19 protein-coding genes are annotated in these 20,832 nt (G+C 49.2%); 15 read left to right on the plus strand and 4 right to left on the minus strand.

All coding sequences use genetic code 11. The annotated features are described in order from the left end of the window. Window positions 1-29: 29 nt before the first annotated feature. Complete coding sequence (locus PXY01_RS11255; RefSeq protein WP_127569941.1) at window positions 30-386, minus strand: hypothetical protein; 357 nt, start codon at window positions 384-386, stop codon at window positions 30-32. Window positions 387-611: 225 nt separating this feature from the next. On the opposite strand from PXY01_RS11255, the gene PXY01_RS11260 reads away from it, so the two are divergent. From PXY01_RS11260 to PXY01_RS11270, 3 genes are all read left to right on the plus strand, one after another. Beyond that, the gene (locus tag PXY01_RS11260) at window positions 612-1,265 is read left to right on the plus strand and encodes a cell wall hydrolase (protein WP_246027882.1); all 654 of its coding nucleotides are present in this window, start codon (window positions 612-614) and stop codon (window positions 1,263-1,265) included. 148 nt (window positions 1,266-1,413) lie between these two features. Further along, window positions 1,414-2,310, plus strand: a complete 897-nt coding sequence (locus tag PXY01_RS11265) for an NAD(P)-dependent oxidoreductase (protein WP_127569942.1) — start codon at window positions 1,414-1,416, stop codon at window positions 2,308-2,310. A gap of 186 nt (window positions 2,311-2,496) precedes the next feature. Then, on the plus strand, window positions 2,497-4,320 hold the full coding sequence (locus tag PXY01_RS11270; protein ID WP_127569943.1) for an ABC transporter ATP-binding protein: 1,824 nt from the start codon (window positions 2,497-2,499) through the stop codon (window positions 4,318-4,320). 71 nt (window positions 4,321-4,391) lie between these two features. Here the strand turns inward: PXY01_RS11270 and PXY01_RS11275 are convergent, their stop codons facing one another. Continuing rightward, window positions 4,392-4,610 carry a hypothetical protein gene (locus tag PXY01_RS11275; RefSeq protein ID WP_127569944.1) on the minus strand — a complete coding sequence of 73 codons (219 nt, stop codon included), beginning with the start codon at window positions 4,608-4,610 and terminating at the stop codon, window positions 4,392-4,394. Between the two features lie 217 nt (window positions 4,611-4,827). Between PXY01_RS11275 and PXY01_RS11280 the strand changes: the two genes are divergently transcribed. The 4 genes from PXY01_RS11280 (at window position 4,828) to PXY01_RS11290 (ending at window position 8,778) form a co-directional block, all read left to right on the plus strand. Continuing rightward, entirely contained in the window at window positions 4,828-5,853 is a 1,026-nt protein-coding gene (locus tag PXY01_RS11280) for a serine hydrolase domain-containing protein (RefSeq protein ID WP_127569945.1), read from the plus strand. 377 nt (window positions 5,854-6,230) lie between these two features. Further along, window positions 6,231-6,503, plus strand: coding sequence for a class I SAM-dependent methyltransferase (locus tag PXY01_RS23150; protein WP_307719376.1), 273 nt, complete (start codon window positions 6,231-6,233; stop codon window positions 6,501-6,503). A gap of 9 nt (window positions 6,504-6,512) precedes the next feature. Continuing rightward, a complete protein-coding gene (locus PXY01_RS23155; RefSeq protein WP_307719377.1) occupies window positions 6,513-6,917 on the plus strand; it encodes a hypothetical protein in 405 nt (134 codons plus the stop codon). Window positions 6,918-7,329: 412 nt separating this feature from the next. Further along, a complete protein-coding gene (locus PXY01_RS11290; RefSeq protein ID WP_127569946.1) occupies window positions 7,330-8,778 on the plus strand; it encodes a GNAT family N-acetyltransferase in 1,449 nt (482 codons plus the stop codon). Between the two features lie 160 nt (window positions 8,779-8,938). On the opposite strand, the gene PXY01_RS11295 is transcribed toward PXY01_RS11290, so the two are convergent. After that, window positions 8,939-9,658 carry a Crp/Fnr family transcriptional regulator gene (locus tag PXY01_RS11295; RefSeq protein WP_127569947.1) on the minus strand — a complete coding sequence of 240 codons (720 nt, stop codon included), beginning with the start codon at window positions 9,656-9,658 and terminating at the stop codon, window positions 8,939-8,941. 229 nt (window positions 9,659-9,887) lie between these two features. Here PXY01_RS11295 and adhE point away from each other — a divergent pair, with 229 nt between their 5' ends. The 5 genes from adhE to PXY01_RS11320 all read left to right on the plus strand — a co-directional run bounded on the left by adhE (window position 9,888) and on the right by PXY01_RS11320 (window position 16,909). Continuing rightward, a complete protein-coding gene (gene adhE, locus PXY01_RS11300) occupies window positions 9,888-12,497 on the plus strand; it encodes a bifunctional acetaldehyde-CoA/alcohol dehydrogenase (protein ID WP_127569948.1) in 2,610 nt (869 codons plus the stop codon). 36 nt (window positions 12,498-12,533) lie between these two features. After that, the gene (gene pflB, locus PXY01_RS11305) at window positions 12,534-14,789 is read left to right on the plus strand and encodes a formate C-acetyltransferase (protein ID WP_127569949.1); all 2,256 of its coding nucleotides are present in this window, start codon (window positions 12,534-12,536) and stop codon (window positions 14,787-14,789) included. 25 nt (window positions 14,790-14,814) lie between these two features. Continuing rightward, on the plus strand, window positions 14,815-15,588 hold the full coding sequence (gene pflA, locus PXY01_RS11310) for a pyruvate formate-lyase-activating protein (RefSeq protein WP_127569950.1): 774 nt from the start codon (window positions 14,815-14,817) through the stop codon (window positions 15,586-15,588). Continuing rightward, window positions 15,569-16,123, plus strand: a complete 555-nt coding sequence (locus PXY01_RS11315; RefSeq protein WP_164744384.1) for a hemerythrin domain-containing protein — start codon at window positions 15,569-15,571, stop codon at window positions 16,121-16,123. The genes pflA and PXY01_RS11315 overlap by 20 nt, the downstream gene beginning before the upstream one ends. Before the next feature lie 195 nt (window positions 16,124-16,318). Further along, complete coding sequence (locus PXY01_RS11320) at window positions 16,319-16,909, plus strand: 5' nucleotidase, NT5C type (RefSeq protein WP_127569952.1); 591 nt, start codon at window positions 16,319-16,321, stop codon at window positions 16,907-16,909. A gap of 721 nt (window positions 16,910-17,630) precedes the next feature. Here PXY01_RS11320 and mraY read toward each other — a convergent pair. After that, window positions 17,631-18,584 (minus strand): phospho-N-acetylmuramoyl-pentapeptide-transferase, encoded by a 954-nt coding sequence (gene mraY / locus PXY01_RS11325; protein WP_127569953.1) that lies wholly within the window; start codon window positions 18,582-18,584, stop codon window positions 17,631-17,633. Between the two features lie 427 nt (window positions 18,585-19,011). Between mraY and PXY01_RS11330 the strand changes: the two genes are divergently transcribed. The 3 genes from PXY01_RS11330 to PXY01_RS22800 all read left to right on the plus strand — a co-directional run bounded on the left by PXY01_RS11330 (window position 19,012) and on the right by PXY01_RS22800 (window position 20,736). Next, on the plus strand, window positions 19,012-19,527 hold the full coding sequence (locus tag PXY01_RS11330; protein WP_127569954.1) for a GNAT family N-acetyltransferase: 516 nt from the start codon (window positions 19,012-19,014) through the stop codon (window positions 19,525-19,527). A 217-nt stretch (window positions 19,528-19,744) separates the two neighbouring features. Beyond that, entirely contained in the window at window positions 19,745-19,915 is a 171-nt protein-coding gene (locus tag PXY01_RS23055; RefSeq protein WP_307719378.1) for an IS1096 element passenger TnpR family protein, read from the plus strand. Between the two features lie 35 nt (window positions 19,916-19,950). Continuing rightward, the gene (locus PXY01_RS22800; RefSeq protein WP_262385125.1) at window positions 19,951-20,736 is read left to right on the plus strand and encodes a DUF6155 family protein; all 786 of its coding nucleotides are present in this window, start codon (window positions 19,951-19,953) and stop codon (window positions 20,734-20,736) included. Window positions 20,737-20,832 lie beyond the last annotated feature (96 nt).

Genomic DNA, 20,832 nt, shown 5'->3' on the forward strand with positions numbered 1-20,832 from the left:
TGTTGTTTTTTTACGGATACAGGTAATTGCTAGCCTGCAGGCTTCCACTTCATGACGATAAAGCCAATGAGGACGATTCCCAGTCCGGCAGCTGTCCGCCACGTCGGCGTCTCACGCATAAATGACCAGCCGATCAGTACGCATATGGCGAGCTCGATACCTTTGGCCAGGCTGAGTGAGAAGGTTAAGCTGGTTGCTGCTTTGTTAGCTGCCCGAATACCGATTCCGACCATTAAATTGGCTGCGTAAAAGAAGGGCAAAACTTTTAGATGGTACAGTGCCGTCTTGCTTAGCGCTTCCTCAACATGTACGGCTTGATAAGCGAATGCTGCATTAATAATCAGCAAGCCAACCGACAGTAATCCGATTCCGAGCCAGAGTCCCATATTCTTCCTCCTTAATGTCGTAATGTTTCCTGCATGCAATTATTTTTGCCCGATATAAAATCGGAATATCCACATGCTGCGTCACCGATTAATATTAGAATTTTCTAGTAAACGACTGTCGCTCTTCCGATTAATGCTACAATGTTTAGCGTGCACCTTTTCCAATTGTTGTGTTTCCACACCTCGCCTGTTATCGCATCTGTAAACATTGGAGGGATAATGCTCGTGTTTAAATCTTGGTACAGATGGATGTTAATTGGACTGATCGTTATATCGATAATCTTAGCCGGGCAGCAGCAGACTGACGCAGCTACTGCCTTTGTGACGATGAAGATTGGAAGTGAAGGCAATAATGTGATCGATTTGCAGCAGCGGCTGAGGATGCTCGGTTACTTGACTGCACAGGCGGATGGCAAGTTCGGCACTCAGACAGCGAGCGCAGTGAAACGATTCCAGCGTGGTGCCGGCATTATTCAGAATGGTATTGTCGGACAGACGACCATGCATGCGCTGAAGAAGGTGACGGTTAGTCGGGCGGATTTATCCAGACTGGCTCGGATTGTTAATGCCGAGTCGAGAGGGGAATCGTTCACGGGTCAAGTCGCAGTTGCGGTCGTCGTCTTGAACCGGGTACAATCGCCGAAATTTCCTAACAGTATTGAGGAAGTAATATTTGCTAAGGGAGCCTTCTCGACGGTAAGCGGCGGACAATATTGGCTAATGCCGGATGAGACGGCGTTCAAAGCGGCCATTAAGGCGGCCAAAGGCAGTGATCCGTCGAATGGCGCTCTATACTTTAGCAGCGCAAGCACGCAATCGGAATGGTTCCAGTCCATGACGGTTACCGCAACGATTGGCAATCACGTATTTGTGAAATAATTGATGAAAATACAATCCGACTATACAGGCAGGAATAGAAAGAATTGGACAATATAGAAGTGGTAAGAGTAGTATATACATAGGTGCAAATATTACTAGTGTCTATCGAGTAAATAGCTAAGTAATGATGCAGGAAGGCGGGAGTAAGATGACGGGGCAACAACGGACGATCGACAGCGATACGATCATCGGTTTTATTGGAACGGGCATCATGGGAGCAAGTATGGCAGGTCACCTTCTTCAGCATGGCTGCAAGGTGCTCGTGTATAACCGAACGAGAGCAAGAGCAGAAGATCTGCTCGCACAAGGAGCTATCTGGTGCGACAGTCCCCGGCAGGTGGCTGAGCGCGCAGGGCTTATTATTACAATGCTCGGTTACCCTAGCGATGTAGAGCAAATTTATTTCGGTGAGGACGGTCTGCTCGCGCATGCGCAGCAAGGGACCTATCTGCTCGATATGACGACGTCTAGTCCAACGCTCGCGAAGCGGATTGCCGCATCGGCGTCCAGTAAAGGGCTGCATGCGTTGGATGCTCCTGTATCGGGCGGCGATATTGGCGCAAGAGAAGCGCGGCTGTCGATCATGGTCGGGGGAGAACCGGAAGCATTCGCAGCCGTACAGCCGATGCTCGAATGGTTGGGGACGAATGTTGTCCATCAAGGACCTGCCGGTGCAGGACAATTCACGAAGCTGTGCAATCAGATTACGATTGCTTCGAATATGATCGGCGTGAGCGAAGCGCTCGCTTATGCGAAAGCGGCGGGGCTCGATCAGACGACGGTGCTTCGCAGCATTAGCTCCGGTGCGGCTGCAAGCTGGTCGCTGACAAATCTCGCGCCGCGTATGATCGCAGGCGATTATGCGCCAGGCTTTTATGTGAAGCATTTCATAAAGGATATTCGGATTGCGCTTGAATCGGCAGCAGAGATGGGGCTCGAACTGCCTGGTCTGACGCTTGCGAAGACTTTGTATGAACGGCTTGTGGAGCAAGGCGGAGAGGACGACGGAACGCAGGCGCTGTATCGCATTATTGCGAGTGTATAGCTATTGATAGGTTTTCTTCAAATATATGGAAGGGGTGGTCCGTTAGTCAGTCTTCGCTGACATTCTGGATCGCCCCTTTCGTATTGTTGAACGTATTCAAGCTTTATTATGCTCATGTATACTTACTAAGCTGACTGGCATTGCTTAATAGCATGCTCCATACAGCCAGAAGAGGGGGAGTGGAAGATGGCATCGCCTGAGTCTCATTATTCATATCGTCACGGCAGCGGAATGCGCAGGTTCGGAACCGGGGAGAAAATAAAGCCGCGAAGCATCTGGAATATGCTGCGGCGCGTATTCGTACATGCCCGCACACAATGGCGGCTGATGATAGTCGCTGTGTTCAGTGTCGTGGCGATATCGCTGCTGGAATTTATTATACCGCAGCTTACGCGGTATACGATTGACGTCATTATACCCGGAAATTATTATGACCGTCTGCTGCCATTAGGAGCTGGCATTCTTGGCGCTGCACTGTTGTTAGGGGTACTAAATTTTATAAGCTCTTCTTCGACGGCTTCGCTTGGACAGCGTATTATTTATGACCTTCGTAACGATCTATACCGGCATATTAATCGGCTTGACCTTGGCTTCTTCGACCGTAATCGGACCGGAGATCTGATGTCGCGTGTGACAAGTGATGTCGGAGCGCTTCAGCAGCTCATTTCCTCGACGATGATCCAGATGACGACGGATATGTTTACGTTTATCGCGATTACGGTCTACATGTTATTTCTTGATTGGCGGTTGACCGTTCTGCTGCTGCTCACCTTTCCGCTTATGATCGTGACGACGAGGCTCTTTGGCAAACGGATGCGCAAATCGTTTCGAACGGTGCAGGATTCGGTCGCAGAGGTAAGCGACCATCTGCAAAACACGTTATCAGGCATTCGTCTTATTAAGTCGTTCGCGACGGAATCGCTCGAATCGGACCGATTCTCAGATCGAAGCAAAAGGAATATGGAGGCGAATATTCAAGTCGTGAAGCTGCGCGCAGTGTATGAGCCGATTATCGATCTGCTTAATTACCTCGGGCTTGCAATCGTGCTCGTATTCGGAGCGTGGCTGACGATGAAAGGAAATATGAGCGTAGGTACGGTCGTTGCGGTTATTGCTTATTTGCGGCTGTTGCAAAATCCGATTCGCCGCTTCAGCCGCGTTATGAACACGATTCAGCAAGCGGCAGCAGCTTACGACCGGATCGCTGAAATTTTGAATACGAAACCGGAAATTGTAGATGCAGACGATGCAGTGCCACTGCTAGAGGTGGAGGGGAAAGTCGTGTTCCATGATGTAGGCTTCCGATACGAGGGCACCAAGCATCAAGTACTCAGCGGGTTTAATCTGGAGCTGGCTGCTGGCAAAGTGACGGCACTAGTCGGTTCGTCAGGTTCCGGCAAATCAACGATTGCCCATCTGATTGCCCGGTTCTATGAGCCGCAAGAGGGACGTATCACAATTGATGATTATCCGCTGAGCAAGGTGACGCTTGCTTCGCTGCGCGAGCGGATCGGCATTGTATCGCAAGATATTATTTTGTTCAATGGATCGGTTAGAGACAATATCGGTTACGGCAAGCAGGATGCGACGGAGGAAGAGATTATGGCTGCAGCTCGGGCGGCCAATGCTCATGCCTTCATTGAGAGCTTTCCAGATGGCTACAACACGCAAATTGGTGAACGGGGCGTTAAGCTGTCCGGCGGGCAAAAACAGCGTATCTCTATTGCAAGGGTCATTCTAAAAAATCCGCAGCTTATAATTCTAGACGAAGCAACCGCATCGCTTGATACGGAGTCGGAGCATTTGATTCAAGAGGCACTGGGTAAGCTACTGCGGGGTAAAACCTGTCTTGTTATCGCACATCGTCTGTCAACCATACAACAGGCCGATCAAATTCACGTATTGGAGTACGGACGGATTGTTGAGAGCGGTACGCATGTCGAATTACTCGATAAGCAGGGTCGATATCGTGAGCTGTACGAACTGCAGTTCCCGCAAACTAGGGATTAACAACAATAGGGGGCTGTCTCTCACAAACTGTAATGTACAGCTTGCAAGAGACAACCCCCTATTGTTCATCATCAGCATTCATTGACACGATCTAATGCTTCCATTTCTGCATACCAGCGCTTTACATCCACGTTCAAGGCTGCAGCGATCGTCTTTATAATATCCGACGTACTGTATCGTCTGTATTCATTGTTAATATACAGCATCGTTGACGTGGGAACGGCCGATGGTTCGGGTGGTACATAGACAAATGTTCTTTTGACGATTCGATTGTTAGGTGTATGCTCCATCTTGTACACCTCCTATATCGTTATAGTGACGAGAGCCAATTGAACGCCGTCAATAGAACTCTCCCTCATATAAACTGGAAGTATTGCTAGTCTTAAACATAAATCTATCCTATAATTACAAAATGATCAATTCAAAGCTTTACTACATGATACTATAGTTGTGCGAAAATTATGACTAGTGAGAAAGCTCTGAATAAATGGAGGAGGCAGTTTCATCATGCTGGAAAGGTGCTTAACGTCAGACTACGATGACTTGATGGCTTACGTCGAACGTATAAACCGATTGAACCGCGTCACGGCTTGCTCGCTGTTCGTCATTCATCAAGACCGAATTGTTGCCGAGTATTATAGCGGAGAGCATGCAGGGCGGCCGACGAGCGCGCAATCGCAATTCAATGTCGCCTCTGTGCGTAAAAGCTATATGGGGTTTGCTGCTGCTTGGGCTCTGACAAGCGGGGCGATTTCCTCCTTCGACGATCTGGTAGTTCGTTATGTAACGCCAATCAGCGAGAACGCCGAAGCGCTCGATGGTATAACCATCCGCCATTTGCTCACTCATACGCATGGTCTGAAGCGAGAAGCTGGACAGCTTGTTCGTAGGTTCGAGCCGGGTACGGCTTGGGATTATAATAATGAGGGGATTCCAATATTGGCGAATGTGATTGAACAGGCCACAGGACGGACGATAGCAGAGCTGGTTGACGAGCTTGTGCTTCGGCCTTTAGAGATGCGGGAGACAGGATGGAGAACAGCTCGAACGGATCAGCTTGTGCCCGTAGTCGAAGAGGGGGGACTTACGTGGCCGCTGGATTCGAACGCGGATGGAAGTGAAGGGAATTTGTTCGTATCGGCACGAGAGCTGGCCTATTGGGGATATTTGCATTTAAAGCTGGGACGTGTTAACGGAAGGTCTATTGTGCCGGAGACCGTCATTCGACATGCAATTTCGATTCAATCCCCTTCTCGTCTGTCGACTGCTTATCCACGAAACGGCTGCTTGTGGCTTGTGAAGAATGCTTTAGCGGATCAATGTCTCATCGGTCGCGGCGTTCCTGATCAGTCATACGGCATTGTCGGGATATACGGTCCGCTTGTGCTCGTTGTGCCAGAGCTTGAGCTTGTGGTCGTTCGGATGGCGAATCGGCTCGGCAATTATGAAGACGAGCAGGGGAGCTATATTGATTATTTAAGAGAGTTCGGGGATAAGGCTGTGCAGGTAGAAAGACATAAATCTACAATATGAATAATCAAAGTTCGGAGAGCCAACGGTTGGTGCAAGATGGTATTCAGGCATCCTGAAGTCGCCTATGAGTGGCATAGTCGAATTAAGTAGCTGTGACGATTAACCCTCGGTAACGGGTTCTAGGGATCGTCGTTCTTGCATGTGCATGCACAACGATCAAGAAGTGTGGTACCGCGTAGAATTAGCCTCCTGTCGCCTCTTGGAGGCGGCAGTTTTATTCAATTGCAAACAAAAAGCTAGAAAGAGAGGGACCGACGATGGAAAACATTATAGAGTATTATTCCAAATTCGATGAATGGGGAAGGCTGGACCGGGAGCCTATTGAGTACGCAGTAAATATTCATTTTATCAAGTAGCATCTTCTAAAGTCTGGCGTGGTGCTTGATAATGGAGCGGGTCCAGGAAAATATGCAATGGATTTGGCAAATCTTGGATATCGAATGACGCTAACGGACTTGACACCTAGATTGGTCGATATAGCGCGGCAGAAGGCGGAAGAGCTGCGGTTAGCTGAGAACTTCGACGGATTTCATACGCTCAATGCAACACAGCTTGATGGACTGCCAGATGAGCATTATGATGCATCCCTCATGTTGGGTCCCCTCTATCATTTGCAGAAGGTGGAAGAGCGAATCGCGGCGGTGCGGTAGCTGCACCGAGTGACAAAGCAAGACGGGATTGTATTCGTCGCTTTCCAAAGCCGTGTTCGTATGGCCATGACCTTCTTGATGCATGCGAATAATTGGAGGCCTAACGATACGATGGATGGGATCGAGCGTCTGATGGAGACGGGTATATTCAATCATCAGGAGAAAGGTCGATTTACTGGCGCATATTATTATAGCATCCATGAGATTAAGCCGTTTATGGAACGAGGCGGCTTTGAGACGGTTGAGCTGATCGGTTCATCAAGCATTGGCGCTTTGCTGACGAATGAGCAGAAGCAGTATTGGATTGAACGCGGGGAGTATGACCGGCTGGTGCAGTTTATCATTTCAATGGCCAGTGATCCAGCTGTACTCGGAACCTCTTATCATTGGCTGTATATCGGCAAAAAAATATAGGGAATGAATATATTAAAATGACAAAATATTGGTTGGATTATACGTTGATTTTCATCGTAAGTTATCTAATCGGAAATTTTTGAAATATTATGAGCTGAGCACAGATATTCCGAACGAGCAGCTGCTTGCATTGAAGCGGGGCTCAGATTCTAATATATTCAGCTTTACTTTTTGGTATTAATTTCATATAATGATGGCAGATTTGAAGGGGAAGGGGAATTTAACCTTTATGCCAGATCACAACTAATGGATGAAGGGCACTTGTCGCTAGATGAATCGAATAACATCCGGAATGTGTCCTTAGGAACCATTGCAGCAGTGCGCTAAAGGTTGAATTGACTGCGGAGTGTCTCCATAGAGGCACTCCGTTTCTTATTCCACTCCAAATCTATGCGATAGAGGTGCTCTACGTATGAGTCATCATTTTAATATTGAAGTTGAATCGATCCGATTGCGGAATTTTACTAAAGAAGATTATGAAGCATTATACGAGCTGACAAGACAGACCGAGATTACCGATCTGCTGCCGGATTGGAATATGACGAAGGAGCAGCTGGACTCGTTCCTCAGCTTCGTCATTGGCAGCTATGACCAGTTCGATCCGGCAGATGTTAGAGTGCTGTTAGCTCTCGAACATATAGAGGACAGCAAACTGATCGGCTGGTGCGGTATATTCCCGAACGATATGCTGAAGCCCGAAGAGAGAGAAGTAGCATACGCCTTATCCAAAGACTATCGCGGACGCGGTTATATGACGAAGGCGGTCAAAGCGATCTGTGCATATATGTTCGAGCATACGGAGCTTAGGCGTATCTCTGCGATTGTAAAGCCATTCAATCGGGCATCACTTGACGTCTTATATCGAGCGGGATTCGAGAGGATCGAGCAGGTTGTGTTGTCTGATGGCGAGCAGTACGACTATTTCGAGCTGTACGATGATCGGCTGCGTTTCCGTCGGGCACAACTGGAAGATGCGGAGACGCTGAAAGAAATCATGGTGAAGGCATTCAATCGTGAGCAGCGGATTTGGCTTCAGGAGGATGAGCAGCCAGATGCGAATTTGCGTCCTCCAGGGTATGATTCGACAGCGATGCATCGATATGTGATTCAAGAATGGCCTTATTATGTAATGGAGTATGCAGGCAAGGTAGTCGGTGCGATAAGCGTGAATGTGTCGGGTATACATGGCCGAATTGATAAGTTGTTCATAGACCCGGACTTTCAAGGGAGAGGGTTCGGGTCGCAGGCGCTTGCTTTTGTGGAGAATCAGTTCCCAAGCGTTACTGTGTGGAAGCTAGAAACTTCGAGCCGACAGCAGCGCAACCATCACTTCTATGAAAAAGCGGGCTATATGAGAACCTATGAATCGGAAACGGAATACGGCTATGAGAAGACATTAGGATTGTCTAGGCAGCAGCAGGACGAACGAATCCCGATCTCTGGTTCGTTGTCTGGAACAGTGGTGGCGGGCTGCAGGATGTCGGATGTGGAATTTTATAACGTTAACTTGGGGCGAAGCTTCTATATGAGCTGCACGCTGCAGGACAGCAAGTGGACGGACTGCAATTTCAGCGGGACGAAATGGACGAATCTGAATATGACGCACACGCTGCTTGCCGATCTTAGGCTGAGCGGCAGCGAGATTGGGTTTGTCGCAATGGACGGGGTTCTAATTCATGATACGCATCTTGGTGCGAGTCGGCAGCCGATGACATTCGAGCGCTGTGACCTGTCAGGAGCTCTCATTCGGGACAGCCGGCTGACGGGTGTCCGTATTGAGGGATGTGATGTGAAAGGTATGACGATCGACGGCATTCCAGTGGAGAACTTGCTTGCTGCATACCGAGAGAAGCAGGCCTAGTTTTTGCACTCCTTTCAGTAATGCAGCCTAAATGCGAAGCTGAGTGGAAGAAAGAATGCAAGGCATGCGGACATTCCGCATAAGAGGCTCGTTATAAGTTGAAGAAGAAAGGGCGGTTCAGATAGGTCAGTATTCACTGACCTTCTGGACCGCCCTTGTTTTACATCCGGCATATGTCCTTTGGACAGCCTTCGCAGTGGCAAATATCTCGAAGATATTGCAGATCCTTAATAACAATACGGCTCTGCTCGATCGAGATGGCGTCGATTTTGCGTAACTCGCTCAGCATTCGGTTGACGCTTTCTCTCGTTGCACCGATCATATCGGCCAGCTCGGTGTTCGTGTGCGTCTTGGTGATGACGATATGGCCGTTATGCTCCATACCATACGTATTGCCGAGTCGAATGAGCAGGGAGCACAGCGCGCCGTGCTTGCCGAACATCATCAGGTCCCGGAATTTCGTCTGTGTCATCCGGTGTACGAGCCCCATCCACTTCATGAACTCGACCGCCAGATCGCCATTTTGCCATAGCAGCACCTCCAGATCCTTCTGCCGGATCACTCCGATGATGCTGTCCTCAATTACTTCTGCGTTGAACACTTGTGTGGATTGGCGGAACGGATCTACCTGTCCGAACATATCGCCTTCTTGATACATGTATAAAATAAACTGCCGGCCTTCGTCTGACGACTTCGTAATTTTGATTCTGCCGCTGTGAATATAGTACAGCTTGTCGGCTTTCTCACCTTCACGAAATAGGAAAGTACCGCTGGACGCTTTCGATTCATACATAATTTGCTTCAGCTTCGATAAGCTGTCAGCCGAGAAGCATTCCGTATTCCGGACATTGATCTCTGCAGCTTGTGGTTTGGCGCTCATTCGTATAACCACTCCAATTCATCCGACTTACTACTATTGTAGTGTATTTACTAACTGCTGAATGTGATATATATCACACCTATTGTGAAACGATTCACAAATCGTTCATTTTATAACGCCCTCTTCTGTGATTTATATCATAGTGGCGTCATCTGCTGAGGACTTAAGCTAATTGTAGATGATAACTCACATACGCGGCAACATTTTCATGTCAGGGAGTGGATGTAGCATGGCGATGAGAGAAGAAGAGGCTGTCGTGCAGCTAACGGTTCAGGATGAGGTAGCGGCGCTTGTAGCAAAAGCAAAGCAGGCACAGCAGCAGTATTTAAAGCTTGATCAGGCACAGGTGGATCGGATCGTGCAGGCGATGGCGCTTGCAGGTATCGATCGGCATATGCAGCTGGCGAAGCTGGCAGTTGAGGAAACGGGAAGAGGCGTCTATGAGGATAAGATTACGAAAAACTTGTTTGCTACCGAATATGTATACCACAGCATCAAGAGTATCAAGACGGTCGGCATTATAGAAGAAAATCAATATGAGAACTATCAGCTAGTAGCTGAGCCCGTCGGTATTATTGCTGGGGTAACGCCAGTGACGAACCCGACGTCCACGACGATGTTCAAAGCGCTTATCGCGGCGAAAACACGCAATCCCATTATATTCGCTTTCCATCCTTCCGCGCAGCAATCGAGTGCGGCGGCAGCTTCAACTCTCCTTGCTGCTGCGGTCGAGGCGGGCGCTCCAGACGGCTGCATTCAATGGATCGAGCATCCATCAGTTGAAGCAACGCAGCTCTTGATGAATCATCCGGACGTTGCGCTCGTGCTGGCTACAGGCGGCTCCTCGATGGTGAAAGCAGCGTACAGCACCGGCAAACCAGCGCTTGGCGTCGGTCCCGGCAACGTACCTTGCTTCATAGAACGGACTGCGAACGTACCGCAGGCGGTTAATGATTTGATCATGTCTAAGACATTCGATAACGGGATGATTTGCGCTTCTGAGCAGTCTGTCATTATTGACGAGCCGGTTTATGCCGAGGTGAAGCGTTTAATGGCGGAGCAGGGCTGTTACTTCTTGAACCAAGAAGAGACGGAAGCCTTATCGAAACTCATTATTAATCCGGAGAAATGTGCAGTCAATGCTGTCATTGTCGGTCAATCGGCGATTTCCATTGCCCAGATGGCTGGCATTACCGTTCCGGCGGACACGAAGATCCTCGTTGCGGAGCTGACGGGAGTCGGCGATGACTACCCGCTCTCGGCGGAGAAGCTCAGTCCGGTGCTTGCTTGTTATAAGGTGAAAAATGCAGAGCAGGGCATCAGCCGGGCGGTAGAGGTCGTCAAATACGGCGGCATGGGCCATTCGTCGGTTATCCATTCGCAGAATGATGATGTCATCGAGCAATTCGCACGCCGGCTGCAGACAGGACGCGTTATTGTGAACTCGCCTTCGACGCACGGCGCAATTGGCGATATCTATAACACGAATTTGCCTTCGCTGACGCTTGGCTGCGGATCGTACGGACAGAACTCGACGACTTCCAACGTCAGCGCGGTGAACCTGCTTAACCTGAAGCGGGTCGCCTATCGGACGGTCAATATGCAATGGTTTAAAATTCCACCAAAAATTTATTTCGAGAGAGGTGCAACGCAGTATCTTGAGAAAATGCCGGACATTACGCGTGTCATGATCGTCACGGACCCGATGATGGTTCAGCTCGGCTATGTTGATCGGGTCGAGTATTATCTTCGCAAGCGGCAGCAGCCAGTTGCGATCGAAGTGTTCGCTGACGTCGAGCCGGATCCGTCGGTCGATACAGTTGAACGCGGGCGTGCCCAGATGGCTGGTTTCAAGCCCGACTGTATTATTGCATTGGGCGGCGGGTCGCCGATGGATGCGGCTAAGGCGATGTGGCTGTTCTATGAATACCCGGATACAAGCTTCGACGCTTTGAAGCAGAAGTTTATGGACATTCGCAAGCGGGTGTACAAATATCCTCGTCTGGGACGCAAGGCTAAGTTCGTTGCAATTCCGACGACGTCGGGCACCGGCTCGGAGGTGACGTCGTTCGCCGTAATTACCGATAAGCTGAAGGGCAATACGAAATATCCGCTCGCAGATTACGAGCTGACGCCGGACGTGGCGATCATTGACCCGGATTATGTGTTCAGCCTGCCGCCAACGGCGGTCGCTGACACCGGCATGGACGTACTCACCCATGCCATTGAAGCGTATGTCTCGGTCATGGCGAATGACTATACGGACGGTTTGGCGATGAAGGCGATTAAACTTGTGTTCGACAATCTGGAGAAGTCGTATACGACAGGCGATCCGGTAGCGCGTGAGAAAATGCATAACGCTTCGACGATCGCTGGTATGGCATTCGCGAACGCTTTCCTTGGCATCAATCACTCGCTTGCGCACAAGTGGGGCGGCGAATACCATACAGCGCACGGCCGGACGAACGCGATTCTAATGCCGCACGTCATCCGGTACAATGCGCAGCGGCCGACGAAATTTACTTCGTTTCCGAAATACGATCATTTCGTCGCCGATCAGCGATATGCGGAAATTGCCCGTATGCTGGGACTGCCTGCAAAGACGACGGAGGAAGGCGTGAACAGCCTGATTGCGGCTGTCAGGAAGCTGAACAAGGCGCTTGGCATACCAGAGAAGTTCCAGGATCTTGGGTTCTCTGCTGCACAGTTCGAGGCGCGGGTGGATTACTTGGCAGACCGGGCGTTCGAGGATCAGTGCACGACTGCCAATCCGCGTATGCCACTTGTCAAAGAGTTGGCAGAGGTGTACCGCAACGCTTTTTACGGAAGATTTGAGTAGTATTGGCTTCTATTCTACTAGGAGGTGCAGCAGGTTATGGCAATTGAACAAAAGGAATTGAAGTCGAACGTATGGAGAGGCTTCGCGCCTGGTAAGTGGACGAAGCGCATTGATGTGAAAGATTTTATTGACCGCAATATGACGGTGTATACAGGCGATCATTCGTTTCTGGCCGGTCCGACCGAAGCGACGACGGAGCTGTGGCAGAACTTAAGCGTATTGTTGAAGCAGGAGCGAGACAACGGGGGCGTGCTGGATGTCGATGTCAATACGGTATCCACGATTACGTCGCATGCACCTGGCTATATTGATCAAACGAAAGAAAAAATTGTTGGCGTACAGACCGATGCGCCGCTGAAACGGGCTGTTCAGCCGTTCGGCGGCATCCGGATGGTGCAGGACGCTTGCGAAGCATATGGCTACAAGCTGCCGCAGGAGCTTGTCGACTTGTTCACGTCGATCCGCAAGACGCATAACCAAGGCGTGTTCGATGCGTATACGACGGAGATGCGCACGGCGCGCAAGGCAGCGATCATTACCGGTCTGCCGGATGCATATGGCCGCGGTCGTATTATCGGTGACTATCGGCGGGTTGCGCTGTATGGCGTAAATCGGCTTATCGAGGAGAAACGAATCGATCTGCTTCAATTGGAGGTCGATTCGATGACGGAGGATGTTATCCGGCTGCGCGAGGAGCTGTCGGAGCAGATTCGCAGCCTCGAAGAGCTGAAGCAGATGGCTGCATCGTATGGCTTCGATATTAGCGAGCCGGCTGCGAATGCAGTGGAGGCAGTGCAATGGCTTTATTTTGCTTATCTCGGGGCGGTGAAAGAACAGAATGGAGCGGCGATGAGCCTCGGACGCGTATCGACCTTCCTTGATATTTATATCGAGCGTGATATGCAGGAAGGAACGCTGACGGAGCAGGAGGCGCAGGAGCTGATCGACCATCTGGTCATGAAGTTACGGATCGTGAAATTTCTGCGTACGCCAGACTATAACGAGCTGTTCAGCGGCGACCCAACCTGGGTGACGGAGTCGATTGGGGGCATCGGACTCGATGGCAGACCGCGTGTCACGAAGAACTCGTTCCGGTTCCTTCATACGCTGTACAATCTTGGTCCAGCGCCAGAGCCGAACTTGACCGTATTGTGGTCGACTCAGCTGCCAGAAGGGTTCAAAGCGTATTGTGCGAAGGTGTCGGCGGAAACCAGCTCGATCCAGTATGAGAATGACGATCTGATGAGGCCTTATCACGGTGATGATTACGGTATAGCATGCTGCGTATCGGCGATGCGGATCGGCAAACAGATGCAGTTCTTCGGCGCGCGGGCGAACTTGGCGAAGGCACTTCTCTACGCGATTAACGGCGGTGTCGATGAGAAGCTTGGCATACAGGTTGGACCAGCAATCGCCCCGATCAAAGATGACGTCCTGAACTACGAAGAGGTGATGAGCAAGTTCGAGATCGTGACGGAATGGCTCGCGAAGCTGTATGTTAATACGCTGAACGTTATTCATTATATGCACGACAAATATTGTTACGAGCGGCTGGAGATGGCGCTGCATGACCGTGACATTATCCGGACGATGGCGACCGGCATTGCGGGATTGTCTGTCGTCGCTGATTCGCTTAGTGCAATCAAGTATGCGAAGGTTCGTCCGATTCGGAACGAGCATGGAATCGCGATTGATTTCGCAATCGAGGGTGACTATCCGCAGTATGGTAACAATGATGAACGTGTTGACTCTATAGCGGTTCATGTGACGGAATCGTTCATGAACAAAATTAGTAAGCACACAACGTACCGCGACTCGGTACCGACGATGTCGGTGCTCACCATTACGTCAAATGTCGTGTACGGCAAGAAGACTGGCACAACGCCGGACGGCCGTAAAGCTGGCGAGCCGTTCGCTCCTGGCGCCAATCCGATGCACGGACGTGATCGCAAAGGCGCGCTAGCCTCGCTGGCTTCTGTTGCGAAAATTCCGTACGAAAGCTGCCAGGATGGCATATCGAACACGTTCTCCATTGTGCCGAAGGCGCTTGGCCGTGAGGAAGAGACGCGAATTTCGAATCTCGTCGCTTTGCTTGACGGATATATGGCCAGCGGCGGCCATCATCTGAACGTTAACGTGTTCGACCGGTCGCAGCTGCTGGATGCTATGGAGCATCCGGAGCAATATCCGCAGCTGACGATCCGCGTGTCGGGTTATGCGGTTAACTTCATTAAGCTGACGCGCGAGCAGCAGTTAGACGTCATTAACCGGACATTTCACGGAACGATGTAACGACGAGCGAAAGAGGTGCAGACCGATGAAAGGACGTATCCATTCCTTCGACACCTTCGGCACGGTTGACGGGCCGGGCATCCGCTTCGTCCTGTTCATGCAGGGCTGCGCGCTGCAATGTCTATATTGCCATAACCCGGATTCTTGGGATACACAAGCGGGGAAGGCGATGGACGTCGAAGAAGTGTTGGCAGAAATTGAGCCTTATCTGGAATATTACCACCGATCTGGTGGTGGCATTACGGTGACGGGAGGGGAGCCGACACTGCAGGCTCCTTTCGTCGCCAGCTTGTTCACGGAGTGCAAGCGACGCTGGGGACTGCATACGGCGCTCGATTCGAACGGGTTCTGCGAGCCGAGCCATGCACAGCAGCTGCTAGAGGTGACCGATCTTGTGCTGCTTGACTTAAAGCAGCTCCATCCGCAAAAGCATATTGCGTTGACGAGCCAGCCGAACGATCGGATGCTCCGCTTTGCAAAGACTTTGGACGACTTGAATATTCCGGTCTGGATTCGGCACGTGTTAGTTCCAGGCTGGACGGATGACGCTGCCGATCTGCGCATGCTTGGCGAGTTCATCGGATCATTGACGAACGTTAACAAGTTAGAGCTGCTTCCGTACCACCGGATGGGTGTCTACAAGTGGCAGCAGCTCGGTAAGGATTATCCGCTTGAGCATTGTCCGGTGCCAACAGATAGAGAAGTGCACCGGGCAAGACAGTTAATTGAGCAGGGAATCAAGAGCGCTTCTTATCATATGAATGCAGGAGGAACTAAGGATGGAAGCAATATCCACTAGCCGGCATATCGAGCTTTCTTCGTCGAATCCTGATGAGTTGTCGCTTGCCGAAGCAAAGCTGCGGCTAGACCACGAGCAGCTCCGGAAGCAGCTTCGAATGGTAGAAATGTATGCGAAGGAAGCGATGCGGATGGAGGACCCGGCTAACAGTCGGGTTCTCGCCGAACAACTTCACGGTCTGCTCGATCAGTTCGTTGCTGACTTGGAGCGTCATACGCAATGGGAGCAGGAGGTGCTGTTCCCGCTGCTGCTCACCTATTATCATCACGATCTGTCGCCGACGATCCGGCCCTCGTTCTGGGTGCTGGAAAAGGAGTATCAGCTTGGCCTCTCCTTCATTCAATCGTTTCGCGAGGAGCTTTGCCCGATAGCCGAATGTCCGTGCGATCGTTCTGGCCGCACCTGCGCACCGGAAGCAGCAGCTAATCTGGTGCAGGCATGCCTAATTTTTCATAATCATTTTACGATGGAAGAAGAAATTATATTGCCGTTAACTGAAAAGGTACTGACGGATTTGGAATATTTTTTCTCATAGGATCGTTTACGGAAATCATCAGACATGTTACCATTATCAGTGGTGTTAATTACTGGGGGGCTGTCGCCGCGCCTCAATACAAGATACTTGATAAATTGAAATTTCTCAGATTAACCACTCCTGCCAGAGTGGCTTTCTGTGTATATACCGTCAGTCTTGATTCCTTTATTATAAGAAGGACACGCAGGATAGCCAGTGCACCCGGGAATCGATCTGGATAATACCGTACTAGATGCGACTGCTATATTCTTAGAGTACTATAATCGAGCGTCCGGTCTTTCTTTAACGGCAGCAGATGTGAAGAGCTACTATATTTATGAAGCTTACGGATGGGATATCGATCAGGTGGAAGAGGTGTACCTTAAGTACGGATACGATATTCATTGGCATTCGCAGCCGTTGCCGATGGCGGCGGATAGTATACGGAAGCTGTCGGAGGAGCATCGAATATCGTTTATTACAGCAAGGCCGGAGCGTTACCGGGATGTGTCGATCGATTGGCTGAATCGGCATCGGTTCGTGCATGACAACGTCGTATGTACGGAGTATAAGCTTGCGCACTGTATGGAGGCGAACATCGATCTGTTGATTGATGACGGTCCACAATATGCTGAGCCTTTCGCAAAGGCGCGCAAGCCGATCATTCTGTTCGACCAGCCTTACAACCGGGATGTCGAACCTAATTCATTCGTATACCGTGCCGCAGATTGGAATGAAGTGATGAGACATATTCAGATGTTAACGGCTGCGAGCAGCCATGTATCGCAACAGCCAATCCGCAAGTGATTGGCTGTTTTTAGGTGATGGGGCAGGGCGCTCGGATATCATCTTTTGGGGTGATGCTGCTTGTGGCTATTAATCATTGAGTTCGTCCTTTTGATAGGTTGGCTGGGGATCAAATGCAGCCTGCTTATCTTTTATAACGGGAGTAATTTGGATAGTTATTTTGCTCATTATCTTTATTATTTGTATTGTCAATTTCCTTTTGTAATCGTATTCATGCTCCTAGTTCTGTCGATATTTCTTATCCACGAAAAGATAAAAGAATATAAGACGAGAAGAACGTTCCGATTGTGGGCTGTCAGGAATAGCTTACGTGTCGCTAGGATCGCGATTATTGTGTTATTATGCCTAGCGTCTATTTCGATCACGATTCAAATTCACGAAGATTATAAAACTTATCAATCTAACGCCATCATTGCAGACACGATCGTAGTTACAAGCTTTACTCTTTCTGATGGTGCAAGAATAAGTAACAGTGTGCTGCCCTATCAAATCTATACGGACCATGACGATGGAGCTTACTATTTATATAGAAAATTAAAGCTGCATAAACAAACGGCCTATTCGGTTAAGTATTTCATCAATCACAGCAATGAAAAAATTATATTGGATATTCGACCGGTATAGGTCATATGCAGGGGCATTAAATACTAACGCCCCAAGAATGTGTCGTTAAAGCGGATTCGCTCTCGGCCCGCACTCCCTCCAGACGGCGCTATGGTGTTCATTGCAGCACGTACTCCGTAAGCAGCCAGCATACAAGAGCTGCTAGCCAAGATACTGAGGCGAACACGGCGACGATTTTGTTCTCGCTCCAGCCGTAATGAAGGCTGAAGTGATAATGAATGGGTGTCATTCGGAAGAGCCGTTTCTTCGTCCGCTTGTAATAAGCAACCTGAGCGATGACCGACAGCTTCTCGACCATGTAGACGAGGAACAACAGCGGCATGATGATTTCGACCTTCTCGATTACGGCTAAGAACGACAACGAGCCGCCAATCGCGAGTGAGCCTGTGTCGCCCATGAAAGCTTTGGCTGGATATTTGTTATAGAGTAACAAGCCAAGCAAGCAGCCAATCATAACGAGCGAGAATGTACGTACTTCCAGATGGTCAGAAATGACGAAAAAGAACAGGTAAGTCGGGATTGCTACATGAATAAGCAGTCCATCCAAGCCGTCCGTGAAGTTAATCGCGTTCGCCGATCCGACGATCAAGAGCAGCATAACTGCTATATAGATATAGATGGGAAGATGCCAAGCGTACCCGTTAACCAAGCTTATATCGCTGGTTAGACCGAATGAATCAAATAGTACATACAGCAATGCTCCTGTGAAGGTGAACTGCAGCACAAGTTTTGTTTTGCCTGAAATACCGGAAGGGTCCTGCCACGCGGCCTTCTTCATATCGTCCATGAATCCAATTGAGCTGAACAATAAGAAAATAACGCATAATAGACTCATAAGTAGGCTTGAATGGAACAGGAAGGAGGTTGCCGCGCCGATTAGCAGGATAAGACCAGCCATAAGTGGTGTGCCGCGCTTCGCTTGGTGATCCGGTGGGAGCTCGGCTCGTATCGGCTGTGTCAGCTTCAATGTGCGCAGTGTCCAGATGAGAATAGGAGTAAGTAAGGTGACGAATACGAAGGATACAACGGACATACCAACAATTCCAAGCATGAAAATTGCACCGCTTTCTGTGGAATGAATTAGGAGTTTTACAATATCTCACTGGTATATTATAACTAATTATTAGGACAAAACCATCAAGAAAATGATGCAGCCAGTTCACCGAGCTATTGGAGATGTGGTACGATGAGGTTGGCTGCTTTTGTAAGCTGTTTATTCACTTCGGACAAGCGTAATGATCGAAAGACAGCGTCAGCATCCTAAATCTAATCAATCAGGAGTTGTTGGTATTGTTTGCCTATAAATTAATTTCTCGAATCGTTGCGATAGCAGCATGCGTGTATCTTTTATTCCGAGTAACGGAAACGTGGCAGATTATTTTTTTCTCAGCAGCAGGAATCATCATGCTGGTCGCCTTGATCATGATGTTTTTGCCTAACAAGAAGCAGCCCGAATAACTTATTTGGGGGATTGTCGTTTGATTATTCGTACGGAAACAGAACAAGATTACGAGCTTGTATATCAGCTTAATGTTGAAGCGTTCGGCAATCGGAACGATGAAGCGGAGCTTGTAAATCGAATCCGTCAATCCGATCGGTTCGTTCCGGGGCTGTCGATCATTGCCGAGCAGGACGGGGGGATTGTCGGTTATTTGCTGTTAAGCAAAGCGGATGTTGTAGATGGGGATACGAGACATGATGTCATCGTGCTGGCTCCGATCGCCGTATCGCCGCATTTGCAGAAGCAAGGAATTGGGCGCGCGCTGATGGAGGAAGGGATTAAGCGCTGCAAGGCGCTTCATATTCCATTAGTACTGCTGATCGGCCATCCTTGGTATTACCCGAAATTCGGATTTCGTCCGGCAAGGCCATACGGTCTGGAGCTGAAGCAGTTCCCTGTATCGGATGACGTGTTCATGGTGTTGGAGCTAAGAGATGGAGCGCTTCGGGATATACAGGGCGAGCTTGTGTACCCGGGGGCATTTTTCGGATAATTGTGTGTGTAGATTTGAATAGGATTCAATGAAGATATTGAGCCCATTGTCATTCCATCCGGGATACAATGGGTTTACTTATATACTTCGAACAATTAATAGGAGAAAGAATATCATGGTTTATAGATGCAGAATCGAATTGAATGATATCAAACCAACAATTTAGCGGGAGCTTCAATTTCATTCGGAAGTTACCTTTCATCAGCTGCACAAAATTATCCAAACCGTTATGGGATGGGAAAATGCTCATTTGTACGAATTTCATGTGAATGGGCATGTTATTGGACTTTCTGATCCGCTTATGGGGAATCGTGCGTTGCTCCATGCCCGAAGAGAAGTCGTTAAGGATTATATTGAGAAGGAACAATCTGTTTTCACGTATATATAAATGACTTTGGTGATGATTGGAAGCATACGGTTACGTTGATCGAAATCGACTCATTGACCTCCGATCCGGCTCCTTTGTGTCTGGATGGAGCTCACAGCTGTCCGCTTGAAGATGTGGGAGGGATATGGGGGCATGAGCATCTGATAGAAGTTTTGTCTGCTCCCGATCATCCGGAGCGGGACGATTTTTTAGGCTGGGTTCGTGAAGATTATGATCCCGAGCATTTCTCCTGCGATGAGGTGAATATGAAGCTGCAACGGCTGAAGGGCAAGCTGATCCCTAAGGCGCTAAATAAGCGAACGGAACATATAAAGCCTGTGAAGCTGACGAAGTCAGCCCTGAATAAGCATTTGAAGCAGCTAGACAACGGTCAGTTGATCGATTTGGTCAAGGCATGTTATAGCGCCAGCAAAGATATGGAGAGATTTCTTGCTGTAAAAATATTGGGCGATGAAGCGGTAGAAGCCTTGTTCCAAGAATATCGCAAGAAGGTGGAGCAGGAGTTTTTTCCTGAGCGCGGCTTAGGAAAGCTGAGACTTCAAGATGCACAACGAGCTATCTCTGAATTCAAAAGGTTAACTGGAAGTCTCCTATACAGTACAGAACTGAAATTGATCTACGTTGAGAATGGAGTCGATTTCACCTTAACCTATGGGGATATCGATGAACGTTTCTATAATAGTATAGTTTCCATGTATGCAGATATTGTTGATCAAGTCAATGAGGATGAAACGGGCGAGTTGTTCGACGAATTCGAGGAGCGCCTCGCAGCTGTTGTTGCGAACACAGATGGGATTGGCTGGGGGTTCATGAAGATTTAGCTGATCTTCATGCTCAATTACGTTGGTTTTAAGGTAAAGATTCACATTGTCGCTTCCCTCGGCCTTCTGGGTCAATGGAAGGGAGAAGTCCCTTGT

The organism is Paenibacillus xylaniclasticus (genome assembly GCF_004001065.1).
In the GTDB taxonomy this organism is placed as follows: Bacteria; Bacillota; Bacilli; order Paenibacillales; family Paenibacillaceae; genus Paenibacillus_T; species Paenibacillus_T xylaniclasticus.